Consider the following 18,674-nt stretch of genomic DNA (forward strand, 5'->3'; position numbering starts at 1 on the left):
ACTACCGCCTGTAGAGCACGGCGTCACCGCGGCGCACCGGGGACCGGGTGCCGCGCGGGCATGGCAGCATGGCGGGCGTGAGATCGCTGCAGTGGCTGAACCTGACCCGGCACGGTGAGAGCACCGGCAACCTCGCCTACCAGGCGGTGCACGGCACCGACGCCGAGGAGGCCGGCATCCCCGAGCGCGACGCCGACGTCCCGCTGTCGGACGCCGGCCGCGACCAGGCGGCGACGCTCGGCCTGTGGCTCGCCGCGCTGCCCAAGGAGGAGCGCCCGACGCACGTCATCGCCTCCCCCTACCTGCGCACCGTCGACACCGCGAGGATCGCGCTCGCGCAGACGTCCTACGCCGCCCCCGGCGACCCCGCCGGCCTGACGCTGCGGGTGGACGAGCGGCTCCGCGACCGCGAGCAGGGCGTCCTGCAGGGCCTCACCTGGGTCGGCGTCAAGCGCCGCTTCCCCGACGAGGCGGCCCGGCTGCACCAGCTCGGCAAGTTCTACTACCGTCCGCCCGGCGGGGAGTCGTGGGCCGACCTGGCGCTGCGGCTGCGCAGCTTCTACCGCGACCTGGAGGACGACGCCCCCGGCGGCCGCGTCCTCGTCGTCACCCACGACGCCATCGTCGTCATGACCCGCTACCTGGTCGAGGACCTCACCGAGAAGGACGTCATGGAGATCGAGCGCGAGCCGGTCGCCAACGCCTCCCTCACCCGCTGGCGCAGCGACGGCTCCGGCCTCCAGTCCGTCTGCTACAACGACTGCTCCCACCTCACCGACATCGGCGCCCCCGCCCCCTAACACCTCGCCAGGCAGTACACCGGGTCGCGCGGTGGCGGTGCGTCTAAGGGTCGCCGCTGAGGAGGCGGTCGCTGCGGGAGGCGACGGTGGCGCGGCGCGGGTCGCCGGCCGGGAGGACGGTGCGGAGGCGTTCGAGGGCCTCCAGGTCGGTGCGGCCCGGCTCGGTCTGCGCGTAGGTCCACAGCGCGTCGGCGCCGCCCCGGTCGAGGGCCTGCCGCCGCACCCGCACCGCCAGCTCGTCGCGTTCGGCGCGGATCGCGGGCGCGTCCGAGCGGGGCAGCAGCTCGCCCCCGTACAGCCGCACGGCACCGGCGACGTCGCCCTCGTCCAGCAGCCGCCGGACGGTGAGGAAGTCGGCCTCGACCGCGCGGCCGAGCCGGTAGGGGCGGGCGCGGACGATGTCGCCGAGCTGCTGGCGGAGCCGGTGGATCTCGGGGCGGACGGTCGCGGGGCTGCCGTCGTCGCCGTACAGGTACAGCGCGAGGCGGTCGCCGCTCAGCCCGCGCGGGTGCAGCGCGAGCAGCGCGAGGATCTCGGCGTGCCGCAGCGTCAGGTCGGACCGCCGGCCGTCCAGCAGCGCGTGCGGCGGCCCGTCGCCGAGCAGCGACAGCGTCAGCAGCGGCCCGTCCGCCTCGCCGGCCCGCGGCGGCGCACTCGCCCGGCCGGTGGCCCGCAGCAGGAACGCCTCACCGAGCGGCTCGGCGACGGCGACGCGGCCGTCCGGCAGCGTGAGCGTCCCGCCGGGCTCGGGGACGGCGACCCGGCGGCCGCGCAGCCCCGCCGTGCCCGCCGCGAGGATCCGGCCGGGGGCGGTGACGAGCAGCCCCGCCCCGCCGAGCCCGCGCAGGTGCGGCAGGAGCCGCTCGCGCAGCCGCTCGTCCCGCGCCAGCATCTCGTTCTCCAGCCGCGCCTCGGCCAGCCGCGCGGCGGCGGCGACGAGCGCCACGGTCGCCGGATGCAGCGCCCGCACGGTCGCGCTGACGTCGATGCACCCGACGACCCGCGCCGAGTCGGGGTCGATGATCGGCGCGCCGGCGCACGACCAGCGGTGCAGGACGTGCGCGACGTGCTCGGCGGCGTAGACGTACTCGGGCCGGCCGGTGGCGAGGGCGGTGCCGATCCCGTTGGTGCCGACGGCGTCCTCCGACCAGCGGAACCCCTCGGTCAGCCCGATCGCGTCGGCGGCGCGGCGGGCGGCGGGCGGGCCCTGCGTCCACAGCACGTGCCCGGCCGCGTCGGTGATCACCATCAGGTGCTCGGTCTCGTCCGCGACCCGGCGCAGCAGCGCCTCCAGCATCGGCAGGTGCGGGCGCAGCGGATGGGCGCCGCGGGCGTCGGCGAGCGAGTCGCGGTCGAACGCCAGCGGGGCCGCCGCGACGGCCGCGTCGACGCCGGCGTCGCGGGAGCGCCGCCAGGATTCGGAGATGGGCGGACGGACGGCCACCGGATCGTGCACCACCATCAGTCCTTCCCCCGGAGAGAACCTCGGCCCGTCTGAGGATCAGCCCATCGGCGGGTTCCGCGCAACCGATTCCACGGATCCCGCACGGCCGGATCAGGACACGGTCCGTGATCGTCTGGTCGCAACGTGCATGCAACGTGCGGACGCATACCGTGACGGCGGCTGGGAGACGAAGGGCCATCCTGTGGGTCCCGCCGTCCCGTTGCGCGTCCGGGGGGAATGCGCGCGGGGCGGCGGGCCGGCCCCCGATCGGGCGCAGGCGCTCCCGGCCTCATGGGGAGGACGAAACACCGCATGCTCTGCCTGACCTGCCACCGTGTCCGCCCGGCGCTCAGCCAGGCCGACTACACCGCCGAACGCGCCTGGCTCATCGTGAGCCGCGGGCTCTGCACGTGCAGCCCGCCGCCGGCGGCGCGGACGCGGCGCCCGCCGGCCGTCCGAAAACACGCGCGATCGTCGAAATAAACATCTGGGTTCACAAAATGTTCATGGCCGGTTCGCCTACAGTTTAAGGAGGATCCCCACGACCGGCCCCTGGAGGGAGCGCCATGACCGTGATCCCGGGTCTCGTCCGCCGCGCCGCCGCCGAGGCGGAGCGCCATCTGCGCGAGGGCATCGGCCTTCTCGTCAAGGTGGGACGAGATCTGGAACGGTCTGCGGAGCTGGGGCGGCTGCTCCCCGCCTACATCGAGCGCATGGCGATCCTGGAGCAGGCCGTCGAGGCGCAGGACGCCGAGCTGCGCACGATCCGCACCGAGCTCGACTCGCTCGTCGGGCAGCTCAACGACCGGCTGCTGCCGCGCATCGACGAGCGGATGGACGACACCGAGCGCGACCTGGCCGCCGTCGCGACCAGCCTGATCTGCACCGGCCGCGACACGGCCGGCAACCGCACCCGGCTGGAGGCCGCCGAGCGGCGCATCGGCGACCTGCGCACCAAGGTCGCCCAGCTGGAGCAGCGGACCGGGCTCTGGCGCGACCTGCAGTCGACCGTGGCGCGGTTCGGCGACGACCTCGACGCCATGCGCGCCCGGATGGCGCTGCGCGCCGCCGAGCCCCCGGCCGACGCCTCGCCCGCCCCGGTGCAGAACATCACCGACCGCCCGGCCTAGAGGCGGCGTGCGTCCCCGAGAATGGACGCATGACTCAGCCGCCCGAAACTTCTCCCGCCGCCGCGCGCGGATTCGCCAGTGACAATCAGGCGAGCGTCCATCCGGACGTCCTCGCCGCCCTGGCCGAGGTCAACGGCGGGCACCAGCCCGCCTACGGCGACGATGCCGTCACCGGGCGGCTCCGCGACGTCGTGCGGCGGCACTTCGGCGACCGGGCCGAGGTGTTCCCGGTGTTCAACGGGACGGGCGCGAACGTGGTGTCGCTGCAGGCGATGTCGGAGCGGTGGAGTTCGGTCGTGTGCCCGGAGTCCGCGCACATCAACACCGACGAGTGCGGCGCCGCAGAGAAGATCGCCGGGCTCAAGCTGAGCACCGTCCCGACCCCGGACGGCAAGCTGACGCCCGACCTCGTCGCCGCGTACGCGACGGGGTTCGGCAACATCCAGCGGCGGCAGCCCGCCGTCGTGTCGATCACCCAGAGCACCGAGCTGGGCACCGTCTACACGGCCGAGGAGACGGCGGCGGTCGCGGCCGCGGCGCACGAGCGCGGCCTGACCGTGCACATGGACGGCGCGCGCATCGCCAACGCGGCCGCGTCCCTCGGCGTCCCGCTGCGCGCCCTCACCACCGACGCGGGCGTGGACGTCCTGTCGTTCGGCGGCACCAAGAACGGCCTGCTGCTCGGTGAGGCGATCGTCGTCCTGAACCCGGACGCGGTGCGCGGCGTGAGCTTCCTGCGCAAGTCGAGCATGCAGCTGGCGTCCAAGATGCGGTACGTGTCGGCCCAGCTCAACGCCCTCCTGGACGGCGACCTGTGGCTGCGCAACGCGTCCCACGCCAACGCGATGGCCGCCCGCTTGGAGGCCGCCGCCCGCACCGTGCCCGGCGTGGAGATCACGCAGGCCGTGCAGGCGAACACCGTCTTCGCGCTCGTCCCGAAGGACGTGGCCGACCGGCTGCGCAAGCGGTTCCCCTTCTACACCTGGGACGAGGCGACCGGCGAGGTCCGCTGGGTGTGCTCGTTCGACACGACCGCGGACGACGTGGACGCGTTCGCCGCCGCGCTCGCGTCCGAGATGTCCGGCTGACCTGCGGTTGATCCCGGCCAGCGGGAGGGGCCCTGCCCGCAGCCCGGCGCGCGCGTTATCGTGTCACCGAACAGGATTCGGTTACAGGAGGCGACCCCGATGGCCAACCGCACCTTCGTCGTGGGCGTGGGCATGACCAAGTTCGAGAAGCCCGGCTCCCGCGACTGGGAGTACCCGGACATGGCCAAGGAGGCCGTCGGCAAGGCCCTGGCGGACGCCGGCGTCAGCTACGACAAGATCGAGATGGCCTACGCCGGCTCGATGTACGGGTCGATGGGCCAGCGCGCCCTCTACGAGACCGGCATGACCGGCATTCCCGTCATGACCGTCATGAACGCGTGCGCGACGGGCTCCAGCGCGCTGTTCCTCGCCCGCCAGGCCGTCCGCGGCGGCCTCGCCGACTGCGCGCTCGCGCTCGGCATGGAGAAGATGAAGAAGGGCTCCCTCGGCGCCGGCGTCGGCGAGTCCAAGGTCACCATCATCGACCACCACCTGCGCTCCATGACCGCGGGCCGCGAATGGGAGCTGGACAAGGCGCCCATGCCGCAGATGTTCGGCAACGCCGGCCGCGAGCACATGGAGAAGTACGGCTCCACCCCCGACCACTACGCCTGGATCGGCTGGAAGAACCACAAGCACTCGGTCAACAACCCCTACGCGCAGTTCCAGACCGAGTACTCGCTCGACGACGTCAAGAACGCCACGATGATCTTCGACCCGCTGACCAAGCTGCAGTGCTCCCCCACCTCCGACGGGGCCGGCGCCGCGCTCGTCGTCAGCGAGCGTTTCCTGGACGAGAACGACCTGTGGGACCAGGCCATCGAGATCGCCGGCCACCACATCGCCACCGACACCCCGCAGAGCTTCGAGGACCACTCCTCCATCCAGGTCGTCGGCTTCGGCGTCTCCCAGCTCGCCGCCCGCAAGGCCATGGACGAGGCCCAGGTCTCCATCGACGACGTCGACGTCATCGAACTGCACGACTGCTTCAGCGCCAACGAGCTCATCACCTACGAGGCCCTCGGCATGGCCGAGGTCGGCGAAGGCCACAAGCTCATCGACGACCAGGCCACCACCTACGGCGGCAAGTGGGTCGTCAACCCGTCCGGCGGCCTCATCTCCAAGGGCCACCCCCTCGGCGCCACCGGCCTCGCCCAGTGCGCCGAACTCACCTGGCAGCTCCGCGGCCAGGCCGACAACCGCCAGGTCGACGGCGCCCGCGTAGCCCTCCAGCACAACATCGGCCTAGGCAGCGCCTGCGCCGTAGCCGTCTACAAGCCCGCGAGCGCCTGATCTCGAACCCCCGGCGGGGTTCGGCGGCGCGAGACCCCCGCACCCCGCCGTCGGTCACTTGGGGATCACCGAGTGGGTGAGCGAACCCTTCTCCTTGAGGACGAGGCAGGCGATGTACCGTTCGCCGCGCGCCCACTCCAGTTCGTCCGGACCTGCATAGCGCATCAGGAGATGCTTCGGCGGGTTAGGGCCGAAGACCCGTCGCGCCTGGTCGGCGCATAGGGCGTAGGACTTTGCCTCACCCGGGTACTTCTCACCTTTCGGGTGACCCTCGCGAACACCTGAACCTCGTGCTTCTTCGCGCAGTCGACGAGGTACACGTAGCCCGATTCGCTCCAGGTCCCGACACAATCGCCGGCAACCAGTTGGGACTGGGACTTCGGCAACTCCTCCAGCCGAACGTTCTCCGGGCCGTCGCTGTAGCGGATGAGACAGGTCACCGCATGCTCACCGTGGTCCCACGCCCTCTTGTCCGGACGGTCGATGGACAGGACGAACTCGTCCCCGCGACGGGCCGCGTACAGCGACGACGCCTGAACCCGGCACGCCTTCTCGCCCTCGGCGGCCAGCCGCGCATCACCGGGATACTCCAGAATGGGCAGGTCCGGCTTGCCGATGACCTCTCCCTCGTGAGCAGTCGCGCATGGCGCGGCCCGCGCGAAGATCTTCGCTCCCGCCTGCCGGAAACCCGCGAAGCAATCCCCCACTGCCAGCACCGAGGCCCGCGGCCCGTCAGCCTCGCGGGCGGGCGCGTGCTCGTCTCTCCCGGTGGCGATCAGCAGAGCCGCCCCTGCGGCAAGCCAGGCAATGGACAGGGCCAAGGCCGTGACCGCCAGGCCGCGGCCCTTTTCGCTGCGTCTGCCTGTTTGGACGAGGGCGGTGACGGCGAAGGCGATCGCGAATAACACCAGGCCGAGGAGGCCGGTGATCAGCGCGGTGATCGCGAAGCGGTTCGTCCGGGCGGGAGGCGGGGTGGCCGGGACGTCGTCAGTGTCGGGTGGGAGCGTCACGGGAGGAGCGTAAGGCTGCAAGATCACGGTTCGGGTGCCGGATGTGCGACAAATGTTGACCTTTGTCTCACGGTGAATCTATGCTCGTGCGTAAGTGGTCACTGGTCTGGAGGTGCGATGGCCGCCTCGTCCCCGCTCCGAGTCCGCTCGTCCCGGACGGTGGCGCATGCGCCGCTGGTGCCCGGGACGCTGCTGTGGCGGTATGCCGGTGACCTGCGGTCGCTGCTGCCCGGGGCCGCGGCCGGGCTCATGCAGCTCATGCATCCCGGTATCGGCGCCGGGGTGGGCGAGCACTCGGCGTTCTTCGCCGCGCCGTTCGACCGGATCCACCGGTCCGTCCCGCAGATCTGGGCGACGATCCTCGCGCCGGACGGTGTGACGCGCGCTCGCGGCATCCGCGACCTGCATCGCGGCATCGGCGGTGTGGACGAGCACAACAGGCGGTACCACGCGCTCGAACCGGAGACGTTCTGGTGGGCGCACGCCACCTTCACCTGGGAGATCTTCAAAGCCGCCGAGACGTTCCACCCCGGTACCCTCACCGCCGAAGACCACGAGCAGATGTACGCGGAAACCGTCACCTGGTACGCCCGGTACGGCGTCAGCATGCGGCCCGTGCCCGCCGACTACGCGGCGTTCCAGTCCAAGTTCTGGCACGTCTGCGCCAGGACGCTCGAACTCACGCCCGCCGCGGCGCGGGCCCTGGAGATCGCCAAGCACGGGTCCGACACCGTCACGATCCTGCCGGTCGGCGGGCCCCGGCTCGACCGTGCCGGGCGCATGGTCGTCGAGCGTCCGCTGCGGCTGATCACCTTCGGCTGCCTGCCGCCGCTCATCCGGGAACGGTTCGACATCCCCTGGTCACCGCTCGATCAGGCCCGGTTCTCCGCGCTCGCGATGGCCAACCGGCAGGGCTACCGCATGATGCCCAGCGGCATCAACCACTGGGCATTGCGCAGCATGCTCCGCTACATCGGCGCCCAGACCCGCCAGGACCGGTACCAGCCGGCGGCCTGAGGATCACACGGCTGCCGCCATCCGGGGACGCAACTCCTCGCACGCGGTGAGGATCCGGCGGACGTCGCCGTCGGTCAGCCCGGCGTGCGCGGAGAGGCGGACCAGGGTGCGGCCCACCGACGCCGCCGGCGGGAACAGCGCCGCGCTGAAGATGTCGCGGCCGACCAGCGCGTCCCGCATGAGGGTCGCCTCGGACTCCGAGCCCGCCTCCAGCGCGATGATCTGCGTGTCCGACTCGACGAGGCGGTAGCCGAGGCCGGTCAGGCCGTCCCGCAGCCGGGCCGTGACCGCGCGGAGCCGGCCGCGCCGCCAGCCCTCTCGGCGGACGACCTTCAGCGCCGCGGCCAGGCCCGCGATGTCGTGCGGCAGCAGCGTCGAGCTGAACACCGCCGGCAGCGCGGTGTGGGTGAAGTAGTCCGCGAAGCCGGGACGGTCGCAGGCGATCAGGCCGGCGCGCCCCGGCAGCGCCTTCGCCAGGCTCGCCGTGCGGAAGTCGACGCGGCCGGTCAGGCCCAGCTCGGCGACCAGGCCCGCGCCGCGCTCGCCGTGCGTGCCGAGCGAGTGCGACTCGTCCACGAGCAGGAGGCAGCCGTGCTCCTCGGCCACCGCCACCAGGTCGCGCAGCGGGGCCACCGAGCCGTCGGTGCTGTAGACGCCGTCCACGGCGATCACGCCGGAGCCGCCCACCTCGATCCGGCGGCGCAGGTGGTCGAGGTCGTTGTGGCGGAAGTAGGCCAGCTCCGCGCCCGCCGCCCGCGCCCCCTCCCACAGCGACATGTGCGCGAGGACGTCCAGGTAGACGGGCACGTCCGGGCCGGCGACCACCTGCAGGAGCCCGGTGTTGGCGGCCCAGCCCGACGAGCACAGCACCCCGGCCCGCGCGCCCAGGTGCCGGGCGAACCCCGCACCGAGGACGAGCTGCGGGTGGTCGTCGGGGAGGCAGAGGCCGGGCGCGGGCGCGGCCGGGTCCGCCTTGCGCAGGCTGGCGATCATGGCCTCGGTGACCGCCGGATGCTCGGCGAGCGCGAGATAGTCGCTACAGGTCAGCACGATCGCCCGGTCGCCGGGGGCCTTCGCGGGCGCGGCCCGGCGGCCCCCCCGCGTGCCCCGGAACACCCTGATGCGTTCCCCCAGCCGCTGGTGAGCGCTGGTCATGGTCGTCACACTCCCCGGTCAAACGATCGTCACGTCCTGTAGCGAACCCTAATCATAGTGTGAAACCAATTCCGGGCGAGGACCAAACCCGCGAGCCGCCGGAGAAAAATCCGGCGCGCCCCGCCCGCCGCCTACTCCGGCCACTACGCCGTGACGGCATTTTTGCGCCACCTCGGCCACGGCCCCGGCCGGACAGCGCGACCACCGCGCCCGGCGAGATCTTCCGGGCTGTCCGGCTACTGCCCTGAGGGCTGCCGCTCACCGCTGACGGGTCTGTTCTCCCTTGCCTGCGGGGGAATTGAGCCCGCGCGGGGCGGCGGAATGTCGGTGCCCGGCGTCACGGTTTCCCGGCTCGTCGGGCAAAACGTCCCATATCGTTCGCTTCAGCGGGTATCAGCCGGTCACACGCTCTTCATTCCCATCACCGAACTGTGGGGTGTGAACACGATCGCCGCCGGCGCTGAACGCGTGGTGCCCGCCGAACTTCCCGAGGTCGGCGCGGGCACCGCACCGCTTCCCGCCGTCCGGCGGATTGACCGGGTCCGCTGGACGATCCTCGGGGTACTCCTCGCCGGCCTCACCGCGGTCCTGCTGGTGGTCCTCGGCCCGCTGCGTCCGGCGGTGTCCGCGTTCGGCGACATGCGCTGGGAGTTCCTGCCGGCGCTGGTGCTGCTGTCCCTGCTGCACTACGTGTTCTCGGCGGTCGCGCTGCGCGGCGCCGCGGGCCGTCCGCTGCCGCTGGTCACCACGACGCTCGCGCAGTTCGCCGCGTCCGCCGCCAACCGGATCACCCCGGGCGGCCTCGGCGCCGTCGCCGTGAACACCCGCTACCTGGTGTGCCGGGGCCTGCCGCTGTCGCGCGCGGCGGTCGCCGTCGCGGTCCTGCAGGTGGCGGGCGTCCCCGCCGACCTGCTGCTGCTCGGCGCCGTCCTCGGCCTCGGCGGCGGGAACGGGCGGATGCTGGACGCCCTCGGCGACCACGCCGCGCACGCCGCCGGGCTCGTCCCGCCCGTCCCGCTGCTCATCGCGGGCGGGGTGCTGCTGCCGGCCGCGGTGCTGTGGGGCCGCCGCGCGGCCCGTTCCGCCGTCGTCGGACGGGCCGTCGCCGGGTTCGCCGACCTGTGCCGCCGGCCACGCGACCTGCTGCTCACGCTGGCCGCGTCCGCGGGGACCACGTTCGCGCTCGCCGTGGCGTTCGCGCTCAGCGTCCTCGCCGTTCCCGGGACGGCGGTGGGCCCCGCCGACGTCCTCACCCTCCTCGCCGCCTACCTGGTGGGCGCCGCCGCCGGCTCCGCCATCCCGCTGCCCGGCGGCGTCGGCTCCACCGAGACCGCCCTCGTCGCCGCGCTCGCCGCGCTCGGCACCGACACCGGCGCGGCCCTGCACGCCGTCCTGCTGTTCCGCGCGGTCACGTTCTGGGCACCGGTCCCCCTTGGTCTGCTGTCTTACCGGACGCTCCGCCGGTGATTTTGAAGACCTTCGCGGCGTTGCCGGACAGGAACGTCGCCCTGGCCTCGTCGCTCAGGCCGAGGTCGTCCAGGCCCTTGAGCGCCCGGTCCGCGGTCAGCATCGGGTAGTTGGTGCCGAACATGACCTTGTGGTGCCTGTCCTGAGCCATGTACCGGACGAGTTCCGGCGGATACCTGCGCACCGTGTACGCGGACGTGTCGATGTAGACGTTCGGGTGCTTGCGGCAGACCGCGACCATCTCCTCTGTCCACGGGTAGCCGATGTGCCCGCCGACGATGACGAGTTCGGGGAAGTCGAGCGCGACCTGGTCGATGTACGGGATCGGCCGTCCCGTCTCGCTGGGACGCAGCGGACCGGTGTGCCCGACCTGCGTGCAGAAGGGGATGCCCAGTTCCACGCATTCGGCGAACAGCGGGTAGTACCGGCGGTCGGTGGGCGGCAGCTCCCACAGCCACGGCACCACGCGCAGCCCCTTGAAGCCCAGGTCGCGCACGCAGCGCCGCAGCTCCCGCACGGCCTCCATGGGCTTGCGCAGGTCGACCGAGGCAATGCCTACAAGCCGGTCTGGGAACTGCTCTACGAACGAAGCGACCTCGTCGTTGCTGACCAGGTCGCCCTCCGGCCCGTGCCAGGCGCTGATGAGGCCGACGTCCACTCCCCCGGCGTCCATGGCGTCGACGGTCGTCTGGACGGGCAGTTCCTCGGCCGGAGGCTTCTGCCCGAGCCACCGCCACAGCGAATCCAGCATCTCGTGTTGCAGGAACCGGACCGTCCCGTGCTGCATCCACGCGTCAATCACCATGGGCACCTCCCACCGACCGCCATGCGGCCTCGCTCAGCAACTCGACCTGCCTGCCGTCCGGCTCGGGGCTCTGGCCGTTCAACCACATCCGGCACAGCTCCTGTGCGGGACCGAGCCAGAGGACGAACGCGGTCACCCCGTCGACACCGATCAGCGCACCGTGCCGCACCTGGACGCGCCACCAGCTGCGGACCTCGCGGTAGAACGCCTTGTTGCGCTCAGCCAGCGCCTCGCTCGCGGCCGGACGTTCGGTGAACATGAACCGGGCCCTGTCGGGATGCTCCTTGCACCAGCGCACATGGAACGCCACGACACCGGACACTGCCCCGCGCGCGCTTTCATACGCCTTCAATTCGGCGAGGAACGCGTCCTGATACAGGGCGATGCACTCCACGAACAGCGCCTCGGCCACCTGCTCCTTGCCGGCGAAGTGGTGGTAGAAGCTGCCGACGCTCACACCGCTCGCCGTCCGGAGCGCGCTCAGCGTCGTCCCGGCGACGCCGTCCCGCCCGAACAGCTCCAGCGCCGCCCGCAGCACCCTCTCCCGCCCGATCTCACTCACAGAACAATATTCTGGCGCCCTAGAACATAGTTCTGTCAAGCCCGTGCCGCACAGGCAACGGCCCCGGCCGACCGGAGGCGGTCGGCCGGGGCCGGAGGCGGATCGGATCAGGTCTGCTTCTGCAGGGCGAGGCTGGCGGAGCCGGTCAGGGCCGGCAGGTAGCCGAGGCGGTGGCCGCGCGCGGTCGGGTGGTAGGAGGAGTCGATCGGGATCGTCACCGCGTTGAGCCAGTCGTCGCCCGAGCACAGCTCGTGGCCGGCGAACTCGTCCCGGACGTCCGACCAGGTGAACCCGGCGCGTCCCGCCGCCTTGGCGATGACGCCGTCGAGGGTGTCGGCGGCTCCGTTCAGCGCGGTGCGCTTGGCGTTGCTGAGCCCCACGCACGCGTTGACGATCTTGTAGAGGCGCGGGTAGCCGAGCACGACCACGCGTGCGGACGGCGACTTCGCGCGGATCTTGCCGTAGAGGGAGTCGAGGCGGCCGGGCAGAGTGTTCTTCATGTAGCTCTCGGCCTCCGCCACCCTGCTCTGGCAGGTCGAGGTCGAGTGCAGGACGCAGGTCTCCATCACGTCGGCGAACCCGGCGTCGTTGCCGCCGGCCGTGAGGCTGACGAGCGTGGTGGACGAGCCGAGCGCGCCGAGCTGCCCGCTCGCGATGGTCGCGGTGGTCGCCCCCGAGCAGGCCACGAACTTGTAGGACGACGTCGAGTGCGCCGCCGCCCACAGGTTCGGGTAGGCGTTGGCGCTGCGCTTGCACGACCCGCTGCCGGAGTCGTAGCTTCCGGCCCCCGTGCCGGAGGAGTAGGAGTCCCCGAGTGCGACGTAGTTGGTCCCGGCCGCCGAGGCGGAACCGGACCACAGCAGTGATGTGGCGGCGAAGGTCACCGCACCGAGAGCGGCCAGACAGGGGCGGGTAAGACGCATCTGCACTCCGGAGCGTCGTATCGAATTGTGCCGTGCGGCTTATACCCGTCCCGCCATTCTCTCAAGCCCCAGAGCTGATCAACGACATTCGTCAGAATTCGCCATTGCAATCCGAAATATCCGGAAATTCTCAGCTGCCGGGGACGTGCATGGTAACAACCATTTACCCGGCAATCCCGGCAGCCCCACTGATCACAGGAATCCCTTTGGCCAGCCGTCGCCGCCCAGGTTCCAGGGGCCGGTCGCCACCGGCCGCCGGCCATGCACGCGGAGGGTTTCGGCGAACGTGCGCTGCCGTCCCGGAATCCCGTGCACGAGCATGACCTCCCGCGCCGCGACCTCGTCGGCGATGCCGAGAAGGCCGCGGCGGTCGGCGTGCGCGGAAAGGCGGATCCTGTCCACGCGGGCGCGCACCGGAACGGTGATCTCGCGGCCGTGGTCGAGAAGGGGGAATTCTCCGCCCTTTTCCGCGAGGTCGCGCAGTGCGCGGCCGGGCGACTCCTCGTCCTGGTAGCCGGAGATGAACAGGGCGCTGCCCGGTTCGGGGAGGATCCGGCTCGCCCACCGGACGGCCGGGCCGCCGGTCAGCATGCCGGACGTGGAGATGACGACCCCGGTCCGGAAGGCGTCCAGTTCGGCGGGACGGTTCGCGACCGCGGTGGCTCCCCCGAACACGCGCAGCGCCGGGTCCAGGGACTCGAACACGGTGGCCAACTCGGCGGCCATGCCGTCCAGCCGCACCGGTACCTCGGGCAAGTGCCGCCGCATGATCATCGCGATCTCCTGGGCGCGGCCGAGCGCGAACGCGGGGATCAGCACCCGGCCGCCGCTCCCGGTGACGTCGGCGACCGCGCGCACCAGCTCGTCCACCCGCAGATCACGGTCGTCGTGCTCCTCGGTGCAGCAGGTCGACTCCAGGACGAGAAGGTCGGCGGCACGGGCGGACTCCGGAACGACATAGCCACCGACCGTTTCCTGCCGGAATCCCGAAATATCGCCCGTGATGACAACGCGGCGGTCGCCGGCGCGCACCACCACCCCGGCGGCGCCCAGGATGTGCCCGGCCGGGAACAGCTCGACGGTCAGCGCCCCGATCCGCCGCGGCACCCCGAACGGCAACTCCTCCCGCCGCCGGCTCGCGGCCTCGACGTCCGCCGCCCCGTAAAGGACGTCGCCCGAGTCGCCCCAGCGCGCTCGCCCGCGTTCCCGCGCCGCGAGCACCTTGGCGGTGTCGGCCCACATCACCGGCATGAGCGCCGCAGTCTCCGGCGACGCGAGCACCCGCACTCCGGGACGGCGCGCGACCATCGCGGGAACGTACCCGCAGTGGTCGTTGTGCGCATGGGTCACGACCACCGCGTCCAGCGAGCCGTCAAGGGCACGCCCGATGTCACGAGGCGGCTCGGCCCGATCACCGGGCCGAAGCCCGGCGTCCACGAGGATCCGTGTGCCACCCGCCTCCACGAGCACGCACGAGCCGCCGATATGCGTATCCCCGCCGAGCGGCACGACCCGCAGGTTCAACTCAGTGGTGACCACAACCGGCGGCGGCGCCGGATCCACGAGCGCCCGCAGAACCCCGAGCACCTCCTCCGGCCCCTTCCCCACGGCACGAGCGGCAGCAGCCAAATGCGTGCTCTCACCAGCGACGGCCGACTCACCCACCACACCCCCTCGGAGCACACCAAAGGCAGCGGCCGGGGGCGCGGCACGGCGAACGGCGGCCGCCTCGTCCCCTTCGGAAGCTCCGGGGACAGCGGCCTGGGGCGCGGCGCGGCGAACGGCCGGAGCGTCCCCCAGCGTGCCTCCGGGAGCAGCGGCCTGGGGCGCGGCGTGGCGGGCGGCTGGGGTGTTCTCCGTTGTTGCTCTGGGGTCGGCGGACGGCCGTTCGAGGGTGGTGAGGAGGGCGGCGGCCAGGGCTCGTGGGTCTGTCCAGCGGTGGTGTTCGGTTGCCAGGCGCCGGGTCAGGGTGTCTGCTCGCTCCTCCTGTTCGGCCAGGGCCTCTTGGGTCGCGGTGAGTTGCTGGGAGGCTTCTTGTGCGTCGCGGCGGGCGTACTCCAGGCGGCCCTGCTCGGTCTTTACGCGTTTGCGCAGGTGGGAGATGCGGCGGGCGGTGCGGTCGGCGTCACGGGCGGCGCGCTCGGCGGCCCGTTCGCGGCGGCCGATCCAGGCCAGCGCCGTGCGGACGACGCCGTCGTCGGGGTGCAGCAGGACGGCGGCCAGCGCGCGGGCCTCGTCGCCGGCGTCGGTGAGGCGGGCGGCGGCCTGGGCGCGCAGCGCCGGGAAGCGTTCGGCCGCCTCCAGCAGCAGCGGCGTGTGCCCCCTGACCAGCGCGTCGGGGTCGGACGGGAGCCGGGCGGCGGACTGGCGCTCCAGCACGGCCAGCGCCACCGCGCGCAGCACCGGCCCGAGCGCGTCCGAGCTGATGGCGGGCTCGGTGACGGTCATCCGGACCGCCGGGTGGCGTCGGCGAGGACGGGTTCGCAGGCCAGCTCGCCGTCCACGGGCTCCAGCGCGCCGAGTACCCGCAACGCCTCCACCAGGTCGTGCAGCCCGTCGTAGCCGTGTTCGCGCAGGTCAGGAGGAGTTAGGCCGGCCGTTCCGTCCTCGCCGTAGAGGGTGAGGAGGGTGGTGAGGTCTTCGATGGTGCCGCGGTCGTCCTCCTTGACCAGGACGTGCCACGCGGCGGCGAGGCATGGGTCGGCGCGGACGCCGGTGTCGTCCAGGAACGTCGAGGGTTTGGCGCGCACCTGCCGCAGCACGGCGTCGAGGGCCTGGTCGCGGTCACGTCCGGCGAGGCCGGTGACGACCCGGCCGACCAGGGTCGGCCAGCCGCCGGTGCGCCGGAGGAGTTCGCGCTGCCCGGCGTCGTCGGGGAAGCCGAGCGAGTCCTCCAGCATCCACTGCCGGATCGCGGGCGCGTCGAAGCGCCGCAGCGGCACCAGTTCGACGTCGTCGTCGGCCGCGTACCGGAGCCACCCGGCGGCCGCGGCGGGGCCGGCGACGAGCACGATGGACAGGGTGCCGTCCCCGGACCGGTCGGCGACCGCGTGCCGCGCCTCGGTGAACCGCCGTTCGAACTGCTCGCCGTCCCGCGCCGCGTGCAGGTCGACCACGATCACGTCGTGCCCGGGGTGCCGGCGGGCGCGCAGCACCGCGCTGTCGAACGTCGCCTCCCCCGGCCGGACGACCCGGATCTCCAGGTCGGAGCGGTCGGACGGCATCGCCTGCAGCGCCGCCGCGACCCGTTCGGCGTGCAGCGCCGCCGACCCGGCCACCACGTGCACGAGGCGGCCCGGCCGCAGCAGCCCGGTGAGCTGCCCGATGCTGAGCGGCGCCCGGTCCGGGCCGGTCAGGTGCGGCATCCGGTAGGAGTGCGCGTCGAACTCGTCGGGGTCGTCGAAGTCGGCGGCACTTTCGAGGACGTTCTCGATCTCGCGGACGCCGCCGAGGAGCCGCAGCACGTGCGGGGTGCGCAGCCGGTACCGGCCGTCGTCCACGCCGAGGACGCCCAGGTTGACGCACTCGTCGAGGAGGCTGCGGAAGTCGTCGCCGCTGCAGTTCTCGAACCCGCGCGCCCACCAGTACCGGCATTCCTCGCGCAGCTGCCGGACGGTGAGGGCCTCGTCGGCGCCGTCGTCCAGCGCGTGGAGGGCGACCGTGTAGGCGATCACCTTGTAGCGCTTGTCGAGGGTGAGGGTGTAGTCGAACCGCTTCTGGAAGCCGTCCACGAGCTTCTGGTCGCGCCAGACCTCCGCCACGTCCTCCCGGGTGATCTCGTACGGAAGGGTGCGCGGGGTCTCCCGCAGCCGGGCGAGCAGCTTCCCGGCGAACAGCTGGACGAGCGCGGGGGCGTTGTTCGCCTCGGCGATCACCCGGGCGGCGAGCGTCTCGGGGAACACCAGGCCGAGCGTGGCGAGCGGCCGGACGAGCAGGTCGAACGCGTCCTGCGGGTCGAGCGGGCCGATCGCGATTGGCTCGCCGAGCTGGGCGAGGGGCTGGTTCGGCAGGCCGTGGAAGCGCGCGGTCTGGTGCAGGCCCGCCCACACGACCTTGACGCGGCGGCCGGTGTCCTCCATGAGGGTGCGCAGCGCGGTGACGTCCTCGAAGCGGCCGCGTTCGGCGTCCCGGTTGAGGAAGCCGTCGGCCTCGTCCAGCAGGATGAGCAGCTGCCGGTTCCCGTCGGCGTCCGCCCAGCCGCGCACCGCGTCGATCACCTGGTCGCGGCCGGTCAGCCCGGACCGGACGACGCCGGCCTTCGCGAGCCGGTCGCCGAGGATCGGCCACAGCGACATCGACCGGACCAGCCCGACCGTCTGGATGGTCTCCAGGATCACCGTCCGGTTCGGGTCGGCGGCCAGGTCGCGCTCAGCCTTGCGCAGCAGCGCCGACTTGCCGAGCTGCCGCCCGCCGAACACGAACGACGGGCCCCGCCGGTCGGTGACCTTGCGGAGCTGCTCGGACCGCCCGTAGAACATCTCCTCCGGGACGCCGCCGGTCGGCGTGTAGGGGTCAGTGGAGGTGAACGGCGCCATCAGCGCCACGGCGACCGACCAGTCCTGCGGCCGGCACGCCAGGTAGGCGATCGCGGCGTCGTCGAGCACCCCGGCGACCGGCGCGCGGCGCTTGCGGGCGGCCTCGCCGAGCTGCGCGCGGTCGTCCGCCGACAGGACGCCGAAGTAGAGAGCGAGCACGGTCTCGCCCTCCGGCTGCCCGTTCAGGAGGTCGACGAGCTGCTGCGGGCCGGGGCGTCCCCAGTGCAGCAGCAGCCGGAGCCGCCCGCCGGACGGGCTCTTCTGCGACCCGAACGCGGGCAGCAGCGCCCCGCCGACCGAGCCGACGTGCCGGACGCCGTCGAGGACGATCCACATCCGGTCGGGGCCCTGGTCGGCGTCGCCCTGCGTCCCCTCCAGCCCGATCATCTTGAGCGTCGCGTCGATCAGCGAGCGCAGGTTCCCCGGCGTCTTGCTGCGGCCGTCGCGGAGGTTCAGCCACTTGCGCAGCCCCTCCCCCGCGACCCGGCGGGACGCCTCGCGCGTCTGCGGGATGTCGATGCCGGCGGTGGCGAGCAGGTCGTACAGCTCCGGCTCGGCGACGTCGCGGCCGGCGATCAGGGCGTCCTTCAGCGCGTCGATGTACCCGCTGGTCTCCTGCTTGCGAGCGCGTTTCCCGGTCTGCCTTGAGTGCCGGTGGAAGACGTCCGGGAACGCGGGGTAGAAGTGGGCGAAGTCGAGGCTTTCGGCCTTCTCCGGGAGCTGCTTGCCCGCCTTCAGCTGCGCGATGAACTCGCGGGCGGTGGTGAGGTCTCGGCCCTTGATGTGGTCTTCGATGCGCTTTGTGTCCGCTGTGCGGAGGTCGCCGGTCTGCCGCGCCTCGTCGAGCGCCTCGCGCGCCGCCTGGATGCTCGTTTTGCACCATTCGTCCAGCCGGGCGCGGAGCGCGTCGAGTTCGCGGCCGATCCGGTCGAAGTCGCGGCGGTCGCCGGCGGTGAGGAGCCGCACCGCCTCCTCGGCCTCGCGTTCCTCGCCTTCGGTGAGCAGCCCGTCCCGCCGCGACATGGCGATCAGGTCGCGCAACTGCTCGACATGCTCTTCCCGTTTGTCGCGGGCGGCGCGGACCAGGTCGTCCCGCCGGGCCCGCAGCCGCGCGGCGGCCTCCGGGTCGAGCGCCCGCAGGACGGAGACGACCGCCTGCGTGCCCTCGTGGTCGAGCCGCGCGGCCCGCGCCTCGAACACCGTCCCCCAGTCGGGGCGGCCGGCGTGCGCGACCGGCACGAGATCCGCCAGGACGATCTCACCGGCGGGCTGGAGCGTGCGCGGGTCCAAGGGGAGGTCGCCGGCCGGCAGCAGGTCCCGGTTGAGGACGTGCGCGGCGGGCGGCTCGGTCTCCGCCGGCTTGGCCCCGTCCAGCAGGGCGAACGTGCCGTCGAGCAGGTACCGGCGGGCGGCGGCGGCCGGCCAGCCCTGCCGGCCGCCTCTTA

General features: G+C 72.6%; 14 protein-coding genes. 6 read left to right on the top strand and 8 right to left on the bottom strand.

Translation table 11 applies throughout. From position 1 onward, the window contains the following. The first annotated feature begins 68 nt into the window (after positions 1-68). Entirely contained in the window at positions 69-800 is a 732-nt protein-coding gene (locus tag HUX53_RS09975) for a histidine phosphatase family protein (protein WP_176402872.1), read from the top strand. Positions 801-843: 43 nt separating this feature from the next. Here HUX53_RS09975 and HUX53_RS09980 read toward each other — a convergent pair whose 3' ends face one another. Further along, positions 844-2,262: a GAF domain-containing protein gene (locus tag HUX53_RS09980; protein WP_176402873.1), complete on the bottom strand. Its 1,419-nt coding sequence runs from the start codon at positions 2,260-2,262 to the stop codon at positions 844-846. Between the two features lie 548 nt (positions 2,263-2,810). On the opposite strand from HUX53_RS09980, the gene HUX53_RS09985 reads away from it, so the two are divergent. From HUX53_RS09985 to HUX53_RS09995, 3 genes are all read left to right on the top strand, one after another. Beyond that, positions 2,811-3,374, top strand: a complete 564-nt coding sequence (locus HUX53_RS09985) for a hypothetical protein (protein ID WP_176402874.1) — start codon at positions 2,811-2,813, stop codon at positions 3,372-3,374. Positions 3,375-3,403: 29 nt separating this feature from the next. Next, complete coding sequence (locus HUX53_RS09990; RefSeq protein WP_176402875.1) at positions 3,404-4,462, top strand: low specificity L-threonine aldolase; 1,059 nt, start codon at positions 3,404-3,406, stop codon at positions 4,460-4,462. 99 nt (positions 4,463-4,561) lie between these two features. Next, positions 4,562-5,755 (top strand): beta-ketoacyl synthase N-terminal-like domain-containing protein, encoded by a 1,194-nt coding sequence (locus HUX53_RS09995; RefSeq protein ID WP_176402876.1) that lies wholly within the window; start codon positions 4,562-4,564, stop codon positions 5,753-5,755. Positions 5,756-5,919: 164 nt separating this feature from the next. Here the strand turns inward: HUX53_RS09995 and HUX53_RS10000 are convergent, their stop codons facing one another. Further along, a complete protein-coding gene (locus HUX53_RS10000) occupies positions 5,920-6,765 on the bottom strand; it encodes a DUF4190 domain-containing protein (RefSeq protein WP_176402877.1) in 846 nt (281 codons plus the stop codon). Positions 6,766-6,882: 117 nt separating this feature from the next. Here HUX53_RS10000 and HUX53_RS10005 point away from each other — a divergent pair, with 117 nt between their 5' ends. Further along, positions 6,883-7,782, top strand: a complete 900-nt coding sequence (locus HUX53_RS10005) for an oxygenase MpaB family protein (RefSeq protein WP_176402878.1) — start codon at positions 6,883-6,885, stop codon at positions 7,780-7,782. A 3-nt stretch (positions 7,783-7,785) separates the two neighbouring features. Here HUX53_RS10005 and cqsA read toward each other — a convergent pair whose 3' ends face one another. Beyond that, complete coding sequence (cqsA, locus tag HUX53_RS10010) at positions 7,786-8,937, bottom strand: alpha-hydroxyketone-type quorum-sensing autoinducer synthase (RefSeq protein ID WP_176402879.1); 1,152 nt, start codon at positions 8,935-8,937, stop codon at positions 7,786-7,788. A gap of 438 nt (positions 8,938-9,375) precedes the next feature. Here cqsA and HUX53_RS10015 point away from each other — a divergent pair, with 438 nt between their 5' ends. Next, complete coding sequence (locus HUX53_RS10015; protein ID WP_176402880.1) at positions 9,376-10,404, top strand: lysylphosphatidylglycerol synthase domain-containing protein; 1,029 nt, start codon at positions 9,376-9,378, stop codon at positions 10,402-10,404. Here HUX53_RS10015 and HUX53_RS10020 read toward each other — a convergent pair. The 5 genes from HUX53_RS10020 to HUX53_RS10040 all read right to left on the bottom strand — a co-directional run. After that, entirely contained in the window at positions 10,346-11,209 is an 864-nt protein-coding gene (locus HUX53_RS10020) for an amidohydrolase family protein (RefSeq protein WP_176402881.1), read from the bottom strand. The two genes, HUX53_RS10015 and HUX53_RS10020, sit on opposite strands and share 59 nt — an antisense overlap. Next, positions 11,199-11,771: a TetR/AcrR family transcriptional regulator gene (locus tag HUX53_RS10025; RefSeq protein ID WP_309237140.1), complete on the bottom strand. Its 573-nt coding sequence runs from the start codon at positions 11,769-11,771 to the stop codon at positions 11,199-11,201. The genes HUX53_RS10020 and HUX53_RS10025 overlap by 11 nt, the downstream gene beginning before the upstream one ends. Before the next feature lie 107 nt (positions 11,772-11,878). Continuing rightward, entirely contained in the window at positions 11,879-12,655 is a 777-nt protein-coding gene (locus HUX53_RS10030; protein WP_309237141.1) for an SGNH/GDSL hydrolase family protein, read from the bottom strand. A gap of 231 nt (positions 12,656-12,886) precedes the next feature. Next, the gene (locus HUX53_RS10035) at positions 12,887-15,142 is read right to left on the bottom strand and encodes an MBL fold metallo-hydrolase (protein WP_176402882.1); all 2,256 of its coding nucleotides are present in this window, start codon (positions 15,140-15,142) and stop codon (positions 12,887-12,889) included. Continuing rightward, on the bottom strand, positions 15,139-18,674 hold a 3,536-nt coding region (locus HUX53_RS10040), incomplete at its 5' end, for a hypothetical protein (RefSeq protein WP_217919291.1). The genes HUX53_RS10035 and HUX53_RS10040, both read right to left, overlap by 4 nt.

Origin of the sequence: Actinomadura sp. BRA 177 (assembly GCF_013372625.1) — a bacterium.
Lineage (GTDB): Bacteria > Actinomycetota > Actinomycetes > Streptosporangiales > Streptosporangiaceae > Spirillospora.